A 15,423-nucleotide genomic window follows, 5' to 3' on the forward strand; every position below is an offset into this window, starting at 1 on the left:
TATAGAGGCCTCTATTTTATCCAGCTACAGCAGCTAGAATAATCGGTGGCTCCGCTTCTTCCTTCGAGGCAAAAAGCACCTTTTGCAGGAAAGAACCTTAGTCACCGGGTCTAAACAGTCGGCTTCACTTTTACTTCACCCAACCGAGCAGCATTTCCCGCACGAATTTGCTTGCTGCGACTGGTGTTTGATCACTATGGTCGTAGACCGGAGCTACTTCTACTAAGTCTGCTCCAACTACATTTATATTTGAATTTGCAATTGCTACGATGGAATCTAATAATTCTTTAGATGTGATACCGCCAGCTTCTAACGTTCCTGTTCCTGGAGCGTGAGCTGGGTCTAATACATCAATGTCGATTGTGACATAGACTGGGCGTCCAGCGAGTTTCGGTAATACTTCTTTTAACGGTTCTAATACGTCAAATTTATATAAGTTCATACCTACTTCTTTGGCCCATTCAAATTCTTCCTTCATTCCAGAACGAATCCCAAAAGAATATACGTTTTCCGGACCAATTAAATCACACACTTTACGAATTGGTGTAGAGTGGGATAAAGGCTCCCCTTCATACGATTCACGTAAATCAGTATGAGCATCCATGTGGATGATTGCTAAATCCGGATATTTTTTTGCCATTGCCTTAAAAATTGGCCAAGACACTAGGTGCTCACCGCCGAGACCTAGTGGAAACTTATCGGCATCTAAAAGTTTTGATACATACTCTTCAATCATGTCTAAACTGCGTTGTGCGTTTCCGAATGGTAATGGGATATCACCCGCATCAAAATATTTTACCTCTTCTAATTCACGATCTAAATATGGGCTATATTCTTCAAGACCGATTGATACTTCACGAATACGTGCAGGACCAAAGCGAGAACCTGGACGGTAACTTACTGTCCAATCCATAGGCATCCCGTAAATAACTACCTTTGACTCTTCAAAACTTGGATGACTTTTAATAAATACTTTACCTGAATAAGCTTCATCAAAACGCATATTCTTTTCCTCCTTATGTGGAACTTAAGGTATCCCAACCTTTCATTATTTCTCAAATTTGGAGCGAACTGCTCCTCTTTCTCGATTTACCGGTGTCTTCTTTTTTAACAATAAGAAGACGATTTTCTTTACAGGAGTGTAAGTAGCTAGCATGTTCAAGTCTTCTGGACAAACACCTTAAATGAGCTACCTACACTTTATTTGTTCAAACTCGATTTCTTACTTAATTAAATCGCCAACAAATTTCGGTAATGCGAATGCTGCATTGTGTAATTCTTTTGTGTAGTATTTCGTTTCGATTTCGTGGAAACGCTCTTCACTTACTTCTAATGGATCATGTTTTTTAGATCCAATTGTGAACGTCCAAAGACCACTTGGGTAAGTTGGGATGTTCGCTGTGTATAAACGAGTAATTGGGAAAATCTCTTTTACGTCTTTAAACACAGTTGTAATTAGTTCTGGTGTGAACCAAGGGTTGTCCGTTTGTGCAACGAAAATACCATCTTCTTTTAACGCTTTAGAGATTCCAGCGTAGAAACCTTTCGTAAATAAGTTTACTGCTGGGCCTACTGGCTCGGTAGAATCTACCATAATTACGTCGTATTCATTTTCGCTTTCTGCGATGTGTAGGAAACCGTCTCCTACTTTTACTTCTACACGCTCATTATCTAATGCGCCTGCAATTGATGGTAAGTATTGTTTAGAGTACTCAATTACTTTTCCATCGATTTCAACAAGAGTTGCTTTCTTTACACTTGGGTGTTTTAACACTTCGCGAATAACACCACCATCGCCGCCGCCAACAACTAATACGTTCTCAGGGTTTGGATGTGTAAATAAAGGTACGTGCGCTACCATTTCGTGATAAACGAACTCGTCCTTTTCTGTTGTCATAACCATGCCGTCTAAAATAAGCATGTTTCCGAACTCTTCCGTTTCAACCATATCAAGTTTCTGGAATTCTGTTTGCTCCGTATGTAATGTGCGGTTAATACGCGCCGTAATCCCAAAATGTTTTGTTTGTTTTTCAGTGAACCATAGTTCCATCGTACAATCACGCCTTTCAATGCAAATTTATAATAGGGACATCATTAATGTCCCCTAACAAAAATAAAACAAAACATCCAAAATGTATAGTTAAAAGTACAAAAATACCGAAAATATATTTTAGTCAGAGGGTTCTAACATATGTGTATAAAGAAAACCCTTTCTTAAGAAAGGGTTTTCGTCTCTAGTTCTACTGGTTTACGAATTGGAATTAGGATCATAATACAACCAACTAACACAACAATTCCCCCAACTAAAAATGGGCTTTGTGGTGAAACTGTGTGCCCGATAACTCCTGATAAAATTGGAGCAATCGCACCACCTAACCAACGAACAAAGTTATAAACACCTGACGTAACAGATCTTTCATAAGGTGAAATATCCATTACATAACTTGTATATAATGCATTGTTTAAGCCAGATGCCAATCCTGATAAAACGATAAGAGTAATTTGTAACCACATAATTTTCACAAAGAATAGTGCAATTAAGAAAATCGCAAATACGAGTAAACTCCCCTTCAATAATGTTTTTGGTTCATATTTCCCTTCTAGCTTATGTGCTAAAATTGCAGAACCGTAAGCTAACGCGAGTCCCCATCCGCAAAATACAAAGCCTAATTGAATAGCTGATAAATGCATAATAAGTGGTGAATATGCTAACACGACAAAAAATCCGTAGTAGTATAGCATCCCTGAAATGGCACCTTGCATAAATGGTTTATACTTCACCAGGTTAAATAATTCCCCTACGCCAGCAGCCTTACGCTTCACTTTTCGCTCTGGTTCTTTTACAAAAAAGAATACTAAAATAAATGCTAAGAAAATTAAAATACTCGTCGCGAAAAGCGGATAACGCCAAGAATGTCCACCTAGTATTCCACCCAATAACGGCCCCCCAGCCATACCTAAGCCGATAGCTGCTTCGTATAATCCTACTGCTTCATGAACTTCTTTACTTAATGCTATTAACAGTGTCATTGCTGTCGCAAAAAACATCGCATTTCCTAATCCCCATCCAGCACGGAAAAGAGATAATTGAGCAATCGTTTGCGATATACCGCATATAAACGCAAATACAGTCACAATCGCAAGGCCTATTGTCATCATTCGTTTATCACCAAATCTCGATGCAAATATACCAGCTGGTAACATCATGATTGCCATCGTTAAAATATAAGCGGTAAATAACATTTCAACTTGCCAATGCGTTGCACCAATTTTCTCAGCAATAATCGGCAAGATTGGGTCAACTACCCCTATACCCGAAAAGGCAAGAAAGGTAGCTACCACTGTAATCAATCTCCCTAGTTTTTGTTTGCTCTCCATTTTGATTACTCTCCTTTTGTGCTCTCTAAAAATGTTACTGCACGATGTAAACTATCTTCAAGTTCTGCCTTTACACGTTGCATTTGCTCCATTTTTTCGTCTAACGTTTGCACTTGTTTTTCAAGCATATCTTTAATCTCTTGAATCACTTCACGATCACGAGGGTTCTCGCTATTTCTTCTTTGCTCCATTCTTTCTTTTAGTGATAAGAAATGTTGCATTTCTTGAAGTGTGATTCCTAGCACTTCTTTCGCTTCTACAATTCTTTTAATTCTGGCAATATCCTCATCCGTATACAGACGAATATTCCCCTCACTACGTTCTGGGGGATGAATTAAACCAATTTCCTCATAATAACGAAGTGTACGTTTTGTTAAACCAACTTGCTTTGTTACTTCATCAATTTTATACATGTTTATTCCTCCCTTCACTCAATTATTACATTTTACGTTAACGTTAACTTTTATGCAACTGTTAGACTTTTGTAAATGTTTGTCATATTCAATTGTATTTTTCCTAAAGCAGTTTCATAATGAAAGAAAAGAGATAATAAGGAGATTTTCACATGAGTAAACCACTTATTTTTGCTCACCGCGGAGTAAAAGGAACACATCCCGAAAATACGATGATTGCCTTCCAAGAAGCTGAACGCATTGGCGCTCACGGAATTGAACTCGATGTCCACCTATCAAAAGATGGTGAACTTGTCGTAATTCACGATGAAACCGTCGATCGTACAACAAATGGCGTTGGACTTGTTTCTGAAAAAACGGTAGAGGAATTACAATCATTGGACGCTGGTAGCCATAAAGCCCCTTCTTTCCAAGAAGCAAAAATTCCAACGTTGCGCGAGGTTTTCATTTGGCTTTCCACAACGAACTTACAACTAAATATCGAATTAAAAACAGATGTTATTCATTACTCAAATATTGAGGAAAAAGTCGTTGCACTTGTGCGTGAATATCATCTTTCAAATCAAATTGTATTTTCATCATTTAACCATGACTCTGTTTCATTATTAGCAGAAATTGCTCCTGAAATTCCAAGAGCAATTTTATATGATACACCGATTGCTGATCCAATTGCCGAAGCAAAACGTCGAGAAGCAAGTGGGTTACATCCAAACTTCCAGCTATTAACGAAAGAATTTGTACAGTTAGCACAAGAGCAAGGATATGTTTTCCGTCCGTATACAATTAACGAATACAAAGATTTACAAACTATGATTGATTATGGTGTAGATGTCATCATTACCGATTGGCCAGCACGTGCCTTTGAGCTCCTTTCTTAATGGAAGGGGCTTTTTTATTTTCGAAATTTCATTGTTTAAAATAAACGAAAACCCTCAATACTAATACAATAACGCTTGTATTAATGAGGGGCTGAAAAAAGATGGATCAAACTATGAATCCAAAACTTAAAAAATATAAACGTCTTTTCTTCACCGCAATGTTTTCTTGCGTCCTTTTCTTCGTTTTTTCTTTTTTTGTTATTATTATAGTTGCAAAAATTATGGGACCTCCTCCTGTTGCGGTCCCGCAAACAAGCGTCTTTTACGCAAACGATGATACTGTTATTGGACAAAGTAACGAAATTCAAAAACGTTACAATGTCTCTCTTAATGAAATTTCACCTTATGTAAAAGAAGCGACCCTTTCTATTGAAGATCAAAGATTTTATAAACATCACGGCTTCGATGTAAAACGGATTGCAGGTGCAATTGTTGCTGATTTAAAAGCGATGGCAAAGGTACAAGGAGCTAGTACAATTACACAACAATACGCGCGTAATCTGTATTTAGATCATGATAAAACGTGGAAACGGAAATTATTAGAGGCAATGTACACTGTCCGCCTTGAAGTAAACTATAATAAAAATCATATTTTAGAAGGATATTTAAATACAATTTATTACGGACATGGCGCTTATGGCATCGAAGCTGCGTCCCGTCTATATTTCGATAAAACAGCAAAAGAGTTAACATTAGCAGAAGCTAGTATGCTCGCAGGTATCCCAAAAGGGCCAAGTGTCTATTCTCCCTTTTTGAAAGAGGATCGTGCTAAAGGGCGACAAGCTCTCATATTAGATGAAATGGTAGAACAAGGATATATTACGAAGCAACAAGCAGCCTTAGCGAAGAAAGAGCCACTAACTTTTGCCTCATTAGATACGAAAAAAGTAGCAGAGGTCGCACCATATTTCCAAGATGCTGTACAAGCTTCGCTTCTTCGTGATGTTGGATTAGACGAACAAGCTTTACAACGAGGTGGCTTGCGAATTTATACAACGCTAGACCCTAAACTACAAGCTGTAGCAGAACAAGCTGTAAAAGATCATATACCTGACACAACAAACATACAAACTGCTCTCGTCTCTATGAATCCAACGACAGGTGAAGTGGCTGCTCTTGTTGGCGGAACTGATTATACTACGAGTCAATTTAACAGGGCTACACAAGCCATCCGTCAGCCTGGTTCTACATTTAAGCCATTTCTATATTATGCGGCATTAGAACGAGGATTCACGCCTGCTACGCGCTTAAAAAGCGAATATACTGTATTCACCTTAGGTGACGGTGTTTCAAAGTATAAACCGAAGAACTATAAAGATTATTATGCCGATGATTTCGTAACGATGGCACAAGCTCTCGCAGTCTCTGATAACATATATGCTGTGAAAACGAATTTGTTTTTAGGAGATGACGCGCTTGCAAAAACAGCGAAACAATTTGGAATTAAAAGTGCATTAAAAGATGTGCCTTCTCTAGCTCTCGGTACATCACCAGTAAAACCAATTGAAATGGTCAACGCTTATAGCATGTTCGCAAACGGTGGAAAAGAAGTAAAACCTACTTTCATTCGCCGCATTATGGATCATGAAGGAAATATATTATACGATGCTCATTTAGAGAGTAAACAAGTTCTCGACAAGAGCAAAGCGTTTGTAATGGAAGAAATGATGACTGGTATGTTTAATAAGAAACTAAGCAGTTATGCTGCTGTAACTGGTCAATCGATGTTATCCAAACTATCAAGAACATATGCCGGCAAATCTGGTTCTACTGAAACAGATAGTTGGATGATCGGATTTACTCCGCAAATCGTAACTGGTGTATGGGTCGGATACGATCAACCTAAATCTATTTCAAACGTAGCAGAACAAGGATATGCGAAGAAAATATGGACTGATACGATGGAGAAAGGCTTAGATGGACAGCCTAAAAAAGAATTTAAACAACCAAGTGACGTCGTAGCGGTTAATATCAATCCAGAGAACGGTAAAATTGCTACAAAAAATTGCCCTATTTCTGTGAAAATGTATTTCGCTAAAGGTACCGAACCGACTGAATATTGTATGGATCACGTCGATGATAAAGAAGAATTTGAAAAAACGACTGAAGAAAAGAAAAAAATAAGTTGGTGGAAAAAATATCTTCCTTGGTAAAAAAAATAGCTGACGGGCATCCGTCAGCTATTTTTATTCACTTAATAATGCACGGCGCAATTCTTCACTAGATTCGTTCCAAATCGCTTCATTATGTTCTTTTAAGAACGTACCAAGTACTTTTTTAGATGATTCATCCATATGGTCAACCATAATGTGACGCTTCATTGATTTATCCATTTTGTTTACGTGTTCTGGAAGTGATTTATATCCGCGGCGAATCTCACGGTCAACTGTCATTTCACAAGCTGTTACACCTGCGTAATACGCACCTGTCGCAGTTCTTTCAATTGTTACCCAAACAAGCCAAAATGGTTTTCCGTTTGGAACTTCATCTTTATTTGTTAAAAACTTAATACCTTTTTCTACTGTACTACGCGCATGCATCGCACCGATATCAACGAATGCAGTCTTCTCTAGTACATCAACAAATACAGGTGAAATGTTTTCTAAGCTTAATGCCCCAACACCAAATCCACCATGTCCATCTGTTGAATCATTTTTCACGATATTAAAACCGATTTTTTTCTTTTTCTCTGTCATATGTAAAATCCTCCTCACTTAAAAATTATAAAAGGCCAAAAATAGGCGCAATGATGCTATCTAAAAATACAAATACATGCGGAATAACTACCTGAAAAATAGGTTGAATTGTGTAATTACTAAGCGGTGTAATAACGAGAATTAATAACGCAATTGCCCCGTATTTTTCATACTGTGTCATTTTCGCGCGAATATTTGCTGGTGCTAAATCTTCCACTACGCGATACCCATCAAGTGGTGGAATCGGTAATAAGTTAAATACAAGTAAAACGATATTCAGCATAATAAAAATCTGGAAAAATTGTGCTAACGTATCTGCTACTGCAGATGGAATTGAGTATAATACACCAAATTTTAATAAGCTATACCAAATAATTAAACCAATTGCACTTAAAATTAAGTTACTAATCGGCCCTGCAATTGAAACTAATATGCCTGCAAGACGCGGTCTTTTAAAGTTATATGGGTTAACAGGAACTGGTCTTGCCCAACCAAAACCAAGAATTAATACTGCAATCAAACCGATAGGATCTAAATGGGCCATCGGTGATAAAGTTAAACGCCCTTGTCTCTTTGCTGTATCGTCCCCAAATTTATATGCAACATATGCATGTGCAAATTCATGAACGGATAGTGCAATAATAATCGCCATTGCTACTAACGGAATTTCGTGCAATGGATATCTAAATAACTGATCCATACTCCAACTCCTCTTCAATATGTCCAAAAAAGAAATTATTTGTTTTTTCGATTGTTCTTCCCCATAATCCGCTATAATAAGAGTGTAACTTACATAAAAGGAGCGATTGTACATGCCATACGTAACAGTGAAAATGCTAGAAGGACGCACAGAAGAACAAAAGAAAGCTCTTGCTGAGAAAGTAACAGCAGCAGTAAGCGAAACAACTGGTGCTCCTGAAGAAAACATCGTTGTTTTCATCGAAGAAATGTCTAAAAACCATTATGCAGTTGGCGGAAAACGCTTAAGCGACAAATAATTTCAAGTTTTTTCATAAGAAGCAGCCATTAGCTGCTTCTTATTTCTTTCCTTCTAACAACTCAATAATTCTCTCTTTATATTTTCCTTTTCTTCCATCTTCATAGATTAAATCATGTGGATAGAATAGCTTTTGATCCGTTCTTTTCTTACCTGTAATCGCCTCAACAATATCCGATTCACGTGAAAGCTCTCTAAGCTCTCCGTTTGGCATAAGAAGTAGGATCGGCAGACGCTCTTCTTCTTCTCCTGCACGATAAAAGTCATACGGTAAGTCTGATGTTGAATCCACTACTAAATAATACTCCGGATCAAGTCCAATCTTTTTAAATAAACTACTTAATTCCATCCAATTATCTAAACCGTGTTTATCTGTAAACTCTACATATTTAAATAGATTTCGATTCATAAAACGGCGACATAAATCGCTTAAAATTGAATCTTCTTCTTCCTGCCATACTTGGAAGTAGTAATACATAACGTTCTCGTCTAACTTTAAATAATCCTCTACTGTTACTTCTTCTTCAAATAAAGAATAGAAATGAACAGGATGATTTTTAAATGTGTAATACTTCTCGTGCAGTGATTTCGCACGGTGTAAAATCTTCGTTAAAATAACTTCTGCACTTCGCGTTACCGGGTGGAAATATACTTGCCAATACATTTGATAACGACTCATAATGTAATGCTCAACAGCATGCATACCACTATTTTTAATGACTACTTGATTCCCATACGGACGCATTACACGCAGTATACGTTCCATATCGAAGTTTCCGTACTTTACACCTGTAAAATAAGCATCTCTTAATAAATAATCCATACGATCCGCATCAATTTGACTCGAAATCATACTAATCGCTAATTTATTAGTAGACGTTTTTGCAATTACATCTGCTACCTTTTGTGGAAACTCCTTATCAACACGACTTAATACATCATTAATCTCCGTATTGCCCACAATAATCTTTTGCGTAAATTTCTCATGATCTAATGAAAATACTTTTTCAAACGAGTGAGAAAATGGGCCGTGGCCGACATCATGAAGTAATGCCGCACATAAACATAACAATCTATCTTCAGCATTCCAATTTGGTCTGCCATCAAACACATCATCAATCATACGACGAATAATTTCGTATACACCTAACGAATGAGTAAAGCGACTATGCTCTGCACCGTGAAATGTAAAAAATGTCGTTCCAAGCTGCTTAATACGGCGCAAGCGTTGAAATTCTTTCGTTCCGATTAAATCCCAAATAACACGATCACGCACGTGCACATATTTATGTACTGGGTCTTTAAACACTTTTGTTTCGCTGAGTTTGTCGTTTAAATATACCACTTTCCGACATCCCCCTTTCTTTACTACATTCTTACTTTATATTATAAACGAAATGAGAAACAGAAAGAAATGAAAGACTGTATTAATTCCCTTTATAAAAAGAAAAAATCACCTTTACCGAAGTAAAAGTGATTTCCTTTATACATTATTTACCTAAAACGAATTCAGCAACTTCGTCTAAGATCATATCTTTACCTAGTGGGAAGTAACCTTTGTTTAAGTCCTCATTTTTAATTGTAAATACGTGGTTGTTTTTAACAGCGTTCATGTTTTTCCAAATTGATTCTTCTTGGAATTCTTTTAAGCGCTGAGAACCGTCACCAGTTGTAAATACGAATAAGTAATCTGGGTTGTAATCGATTAAAGCTTCTTTTTGTACTTGTACTAACGGTTTATCAGTTGGTGTACCTTTAACTGCTGGTAGTTTTAAATCATTAAAGATTACACTACCGTAACCATAGTCACCGTATACGCGGAAAGCATTTGGATATGCAGCCATTTTCATGAATGTTGCTTCACCAGTTTTAGCGACAATTTTGTCATGCAATTTGCTTGCTTTTTCATCATACTTTTTAAACCATTCTTTTGTTTCTTTTTCTTTACCGAAGATTTGGCCTACTTCTTCGAATTTTGGACGCCATTGATCTAATGGAGTATTTAACATAACTGTTGGTGCAATTTTAGATAATTGATCATAAATCTTTTCTTGACGATTATTTACAAGAATTAAATCTGGTTTTGCAGCAGCTACTGCTTCGATGTTAATTTTATCTCCCCAAGCAGAACCAACTGGTTTAACGTCTTTTAGTTTCTTTTCAATATGTGCATCAATTTTTTCTTGAGATGTATTAGCAGTAATAACCGGTTTCATACCGAAAATTAATAATTCTTCTGTTGAACCACTAAGGTCAGCAATTTTCTTTGGGTTTGCAGGAATTTTAATTTCCCCTTTTGCATGTTTTACAGTGCGCTCTTCAGTCTTTGCATCTGCTTTCTTTTCTTCTTCTTTGTTAGAACAAGCTGCAAATAGTACAGAAGTCACAACTAGTACCATTGCTAATAGTGCCATTTTAAAATTCTTCATGTTCCCACTCCTTCTAGCTGTATTTATCTTATAAGTTACAATGAACTATAAGAAACAAAGATAACAATTAATTAATATATATATATTAACTGTTGTTAATAACCCATTCTAACGGGCATTCAACTTCCCATTCTTATATAAGAAGCTCAACGTCCATTAGAAGTCCCCCTCTTCACGAGGGGGTCCTACTTATGCTTTTTTACGCAATTGATTACTAATCATCGCTAAATCATATGTTAAACAAATTGGCTTACAGTTTACTGGACAAGGAACGATTTGAGCTTCAATCTCAAATACGTTACGAAGTGTTTCACTTGTCATAACTTCATCTGGCGTTCCTTGTTTCATTAACTTACCTGCTTTTAATGCAATCATATGATCTGAGAAACGAGAAGCGTGGTTTAAGTCATGGATAACCATAACGATCGTTCTACCTTCTTCTTCATTTAATTTTTTCAATAAGTTTAATACTTCTAATTGATGAGCCATATCTAAGTACGTTGTTGGTTCATCCAATACAAGTAATTCTGTTCCTTGTGCAAGGGCCATTGCGATCCACACACGTTGACGTTGACCACCTGATAGCGCTTCTGCTGGACGATTCGCAAATTCTTTCATTCCTGTCACTTCAAGTGCCCAGTTAATGTAGCGATAATCCTCTTCTTTCAACGTGCCAAACCCTTTTTGATGAGGGAATCTTCCATATGACACAAGCTCAAATACAGTAAGACCCGTTGGCACTTCTGCAGTTTGTGGTAAAATCGCCATTTTCTTTGCAATTTCTTTCGTTGGCTGTTTCTCAATTGCTTTTCCGTCAAGATAAACAGTACCTTGCTTTGCCTTCAAAATACGAGACGCCGTTTTTAATAATGTGGACTTCCCACAACCATTTGGTCCAATAATTGTTGTAATTTTCCCTTCCGGAATTTCAACTGTTAATCCATCAATAATTAAACCTTCATTATAGCCAACAGATACCGCATCCACCGCTAAAGTTGCCATACGAAAAGCCTCCCTTTATTTTGTCCTCATAAGTAAATAAATGAAATACGGTGCACCAATTACAGAAATAACAAGACCGACTGGTATTTCTGAAGTTGTTAGTACACTTCTTGAAATTACGTCTGCGAATAAAAGTAAAAACGTCCCTATTAGTGCAGCAGTAGGCAGCATAATTTGATGTTTACCACCAACAAGGCGCCTCGCTAAATGCGGAGCCATTAAACCGATAAAACCAATTCCTCCGGCAACAGCGACAGATGCACCAGCTAAGCAAACTGCAATAAATAATAATTTACGTCTTTCCTTTTCTACATTTAAACCAAGACCAACAGCTGTAGAGTCGCCTAAATTCATTACATTTAATATGTGTGCTTTACTTATAGCAAGCGGTAAGAAGATAACCATCCATGGAAGTACACTTAATACGAATTTCCAATCTGTACCCCACAGACTTCCCGCCAGCCAAATCGTAGCAAAACGAAAATCGTTAGATGTCATTTTCATAGAGAAAATTAAACTAACAGCTCCAAATCCAGCTGCAACGGCAATACCGACAAGTATTAATCGAGTCGATGAAACGCCGTCTTTCCATGCTAGTAAATAAATAATTACCGCTGCTAATATCGCTCCAACTAGTGCGAAGAATGGAAGAATGAATACAGATAAAAATGTACCAGTCCCTACTTTCCCGAAGAAGAAGTAGACGAATATAACAACTGTTAATCCCGCTCCAGCATTAATACCTATAATACCTGGATCAGCAAGCGGATTTCGTGATAAACCTTGCAAAATCGCTCCTGACATAGCTAAAGCAGATCCGACTAGTATAGCAATCACCATACGCGGCATACGGAATTCAAATAAAATAACAGACTGATCTTCAGCCCCTATTCCAACCAATGACTTTAATACGTCCATTGGCGGTATTTTAAAAGTTCCTGTATTTAAACTAATAAGAAATATAGAAACGATTAGTCCTACTAAAATCGTTAATATAGAAATGTTCTTCTTTGTTAAGACACTCGTCCTCACATCTTTCCTCTCCCTTCATTACGTGCTAAGTAGAGGAAGAATGGAACCCCAATTAGCGCTGTAATTGCTCCAATTGGCGTTTCAAATGGCGGGTTAATAACGCGAGATAACATATCTGCACATTCAATTAACAGCCCGCCTAAGACCGCAGAACATGGAATAACCCATCTATAGTCCGAGCCTACAAGGAAACGAGTCATATGCGGGATTACAAGACCAACAAATCCAACTGATCCTGCCATGGAAACTGCGGAACCCGTTAAAACAAGAACAAGTACTGTTCCGATAAATTTAATTAATGTCGTATTTTGACCAAGTCCAATCGCAATTTCTTCACCGAAGCTCAAAATTGTAATATATCTCGACATCATAATTGCGATAAAAAGACAAACAAGGCCAATTGGCACTAACATATTAATACTTTGCCATTTCACTCCAGCAACTCCGCCTGCATTCCACATGCTCACCTCTTGGGCAAGATTAAAATACAATGCAATTCCAGATGAAATTGCCCCTAATAAAGCACTAATAGCTGCACCTGCTAAAGCTAATTTCACAGGTGTTAATCCACCTGGTGAAGAAGACCCAATTCCATATACAATGCTTGCACCAAACGCAGCTCCAATAAAAGATGCAATAACAAACATTAAATAAGGTGAATTAGGGAAAAATGCATACATAATTGCAATTCCAAATACTGCACCATCTGTAATCCCCATTAACGATGGTGAAGCAAGTGGATTTCGCGTCATGCCTTGCATAATTGCTCCTGATACCGCTAAAAAGGCACCTGCAACTACGCCCCCTATTGCTCTAGGCATGCGAAGCTCTTGAATTACGTTATGATGTGTAATAGATCCATCAAACTGAAATACAGCTTGCCATACAGTCTTTAAACTAATATCTGCAGCCCCAAAAGAAATAGAAACTGCCATGCTTAAAGCTAACAAAACTGTACCCGCTACTAAAATAATAGAAGCAATGAGCGGTCTGCTCTTAATCTCTTTAACATTCTCTTCTTGCTGTTCTATACTGCTTGCGCTCGCTTCCATCCCTCAACCATCCTAACCAACAACATATATTTATTAAAATGAAATTTATTCTCAAATAGTAATAAAAAAATTAGGTGAATTGTTATTTTCCTGATAATGATTCTCAGAATCAGACACTTCTATTCTACCTATCGCTTTAAAAGACTGTCAACCATTATTTTGAAATACAAATTTATATAAATTAGAACTTTAATACAAAAGTTATATCCATCCTTTAGAAAACGTTCGTCCACACAAGAGCACTTTCGCAGAATAAATCGTTCCTCCTATGGGCATAAAAAAGAAGAGTAATCTTTTCACTCTTCTTTTTCTTACTTATTTAACTTTGCTTCAATTTTTACGATTAACTCATCTTCTGTTGGAGCCGCAACTGGACGGTTATTTACAAATGCGAATGATTTTTTACGACCAGGACCACAGTAAGACTGACATCCAACTTCAATCGTTGCACATGAATCTACTTTTTTTAACTTCGGAACTAACGTTTTAACGTTCGTTGCCTGACAGTCATCGCACACGCGAAATTCGTTTCCCATTATATAACACTTCCTCTATTTTAAACTTTTCTCAAGTACATTTAAAAATAAACACTAAATGGTATTTTACCGTTCTTTGAAGCTCGTTGCAAGTTTCCCTACAGGGCCTATTCTCTACATAATGCTACATATTTATATGCTCTCCTACAGAAGCGCTCACCATTCATGGGAAAATTTTTACCTTTCATCGAAATCTACCATATTTTTAAAAGCTTTGTATAAAAGTTTATTTTTTTGCCCATTATAAAAATAGGAAGTTCATAAAAAGAAAGGGAGTTGAATCTATGAAAGTAAGACAAGATGCTTGGACAGATGAGGATGATTTATTACTTGCTGAAACGGTACTTCGTCATGTTCGAGAAGGAAGTACGCAATTAAATGCATTTGAGGAAGTAGGGGACCAGTTAAATCGAACATCCGCTGCCTGTGGTTTCCGCTGGAATGCTGTCGTTCGCTATAGCTATGAACAAGCTCTTCAACTAGCAAAAAAACATCGTAAAGATAAAATGCGCGCTGCAAGCGGTGAGCAAGCGAAAAAACGTTTACTTTATACACCACCAGCTTCAGATTCGATAACTGATTATGAAGAATTCGTACAAGAGGAATCAATTGTACAATATAAAGAGGCTATTCCATATCAAGAATCTACCGTTCCTGTTGCAAAAAGCTCTATGACAATGCAAGATGTTATTTATTTCTTACAAACAGTTGGATCCTCAAATATAAAAGTAACAGCTCTTGAAAACGAGAATACGAGATTGAAACAAGAAATTAAAGCACAAATCCTTCGAAATGAAGAACTAGAAAAGAAACTAGAAAAATTAGAAAAGCAATCTCATACTGTACAAGAAGATTACGAAACACTTATGAACATTATGAACCGAGCTCGTAAGTTGGCAGTCATGGATGACGAAGAACGTTCTCAAACATCTTTCCGAATGGATCGAAACGGTAATTTAGAAAAAATTGCAGAATAAAAAGGATGCATGTAATGCATCCTTTTTGTTCTT

16 protein-coding genes are annotated in these 15,423 nt (G+C 37.1%); 4 read left to right on the top strand and 12 right to left on the bottom strand.

Annotated elements, in window-relative coordinates:
* Positions 1 to 130: 130 nt before the first annotated feature.
* The 4 genes from speB to JFU02_RS18550 form a co-directional block, all read right to left on the bottom strand.
* On the bottom strand, positions 131 to 1,003 hold the full coding sequence (gene speB / locus JFU02_RS18535; protein ID WP_001209831.1) for an agmatinase: 873 nt from the start codon (positions 1,001 to 1,003) through the stop codon (positions 131 to 133).
* A 219-nt stretch (positions 1,004 to 1,222) separates the two neighbouring features.
* The gene (speE, locus tag JFU02_RS18540; protein WP_000424696.1) at positions 1,223 to 2,050 is read right to left on the bottom strand and encodes a polyamine aminopropyltransferase; all 828 of its coding nucleotides are present in this window, start codon (positions 2,048 to 2,050) and stop codon (positions 1,223 to 1,225) included.
* A gap of 164 nt (positions 2,051 to 2,214) precedes the next feature.
* A complete protein-coding gene (locus JFU02_RS18545; protein WP_201071423.1) occupies positions 2,215 to 3,378 on the bottom strand; it encodes an MFS transporter in 1,164 nt (387 codons plus the stop codon).
* A 5-nt stretch (positions 3,379 to 3,383) separates the two neighbouring features.
* Positions 3,384 to 3,791, bottom strand: coding sequence for a MerR family transcriptional regulator (locus JFU02_RS18550; protein ID WP_000276560.1), 408 nt, complete (start codon positions 3,789 to 3,791; stop codon positions 3,384 to 3,386).
* 152 nt (positions 3,792 to 3,943) lie between these two features.
* Between JFU02_RS18550 and JFU02_RS18555 the strand changes: the two genes are divergently transcribed.
* Together JFU02_RS18555 and JFU02_RS18560 are read left to right on the top strand one after the other, a co-directional pair.
* Entirely contained in the window at positions 3,944 to 4,669 is a 726-nt protein-coding gene (locus tag JFU02_RS18555) for a glycerophosphodiester phosphodiesterase (RefSeq protein ID WP_086790785.1), read from the top strand.
* 101 nt (positions 4,670 to 4,770) lie between these two features.
* Entirely contained in the window at positions 4,771 to 6,822 is a 2,052-nt protein-coding gene (locus JFU02_RS18560; protein ID WP_000372961.1) for a transglycosylase domain-containing protein, read from the top strand.
* A 33-nt stretch (positions 6,823 to 6,855) separates the two neighbouring features.
* Here the strand turns inward: JFU02_RS18560 and JFU02_RS18565 are convergent, their stop codons facing one another.
* Both JFU02_RS18565 and JFU02_RS18570 read right to left on the bottom strand, forming a co-directional pair.
* Entirely contained in the window at positions 6,856 to 7,365 is a 510-nt protein-coding gene (locus JFU02_RS18565; protein WP_000136683.1) for a YwhD family protein, read from the bottom strand.
* Positions 7,366 to 7,390: 25 nt separating this feature from the next.
* Entirely contained in the window at positions 7,391 to 8,065 is a 675-nt protein-coding gene (locus tag JFU02_RS18570; protein ID WP_000372445.1) for a site-2 protease family protein, read from the bottom strand.
* A gap of 112 nt (positions 8,066 to 8,177) precedes the next feature.
* Here JFU02_RS18570 and JFU02_RS18575 point away from each other — a divergent pair, with 112 nt between their 5' ends.
* Positions 8,178 to 8,363 carry a 2-hydroxymuconate tautomerase gene (locus JFU02_RS18575; RefSeq protein ID WP_001147171.1) on the top strand — a complete coding sequence of 62 codons (186 nt, stop codon included), beginning with the start codon at positions 8,178 to 8,180 and terminating at the stop codon, positions 8,361 to 8,363.
* 39 nt (positions 8,364 to 8,402) lie between these two features.
* Here the strand turns inward: JFU02_RS18575 and JFU02_RS18580 are convergent, their stop codons facing one another.
* From JFU02_RS18580 to JFU02_RS18605, 6 genes are all read right to left on the bottom strand, one after another.
* Positions 8,403 to 9,707 (bottom strand): HD domain-containing protein, encoded by a 1,305-nt coding sequence (locus tag JFU02_RS18580; RefSeq protein WP_061667916.1) that lies wholly within the window; start codon positions 9,705 to 9,707, stop codon positions 8,403 to 8,405.
* Between the two features lie 145 nt (positions 9,708 to 9,852).
* Complete coding sequence (locus JFU02_RS18585; RefSeq protein WP_000787724.1) at positions 9,853 to 10,791, bottom strand: ABC transporter substrate-binding protein; 939 nt, start codon at positions 10,789 to 10,791, stop codon at positions 9,853 to 9,855.
* A gap of 189 nt (positions 10,792 to 10,980) precedes the next feature.
* Positions 10,981 to 11,793, bottom strand: a complete 813-nt coding sequence (locus tag JFU02_RS18590) for an ABC transporter ATP-binding protein (RefSeq protein WP_000212068.1) — start codon at positions 11,791 to 11,793, stop codon at positions 10,981 to 10,983.
* A 15-nt stretch (positions 11,794 to 11,808) separates the two neighbouring features.
* The gene (locus JFU02_RS18595; RefSeq protein ID WP_001260753.1) at positions 11,809 to 12,825 is read right to left on the bottom strand and encodes a FecCD family ABC transporter permease; all 1,017 of its coding nucleotides are present in this window, start codon (positions 12,823 to 12,825) and stop codon (positions 11,809 to 11,811) included.
* Positions 12,822 to 13,877, bottom strand: a complete 1,056-nt coding sequence (locus JFU02_RS18600; RefSeq protein ID WP_000388296.1) for a FecCD family ABC transporter permease — start codon at positions 13,875 to 13,877, stop codon at positions 12,822 to 12,824. Before JFU02_RS18600 ends, JFU02_RS18595 begins: the two co-directional genes overlap by 4 nt.
* Before the next feature lie 311 nt (positions 13,878 to 14,188).
* Positions 14,189 to 14,413: a YuzB family protein gene (locus tag JFU02_RS18605; RefSeq protein ID WP_000526079.1), complete on the bottom strand. Its 225-nt coding sequence runs from the start codon at positions 14,411 to 14,413 to the stop codon at positions 14,189 to 14,191.
* A 284-nt stretch (positions 14,414 to 14,697) separates the two neighbouring features.
* Between JFU02_RS18605 and JFU02_RS18610 the strand changes: the two genes are divergently transcribed.
* On the top strand, positions 14,698 to 15,390 hold the full coding sequence (locus tag JFU02_RS18610) for an RsfA family transcriptional regulator (RefSeq protein WP_000868355.1): 693 nt from the start codon (positions 14,698 to 14,700) through the stop codon (positions 15,388 to 15,390).
* Positions 15,391 to 15,423 lie beyond the last annotated feature (33 nt).

This window comes from Bacillus sp. TH13, assembly GCF_016651175.1.
Lineage (GTDB): Bacteria > Bacillota > Bacilli > Bacillales > Bacillaceae_G > Bacillus_A > Bacillus_A thuringiensis_S.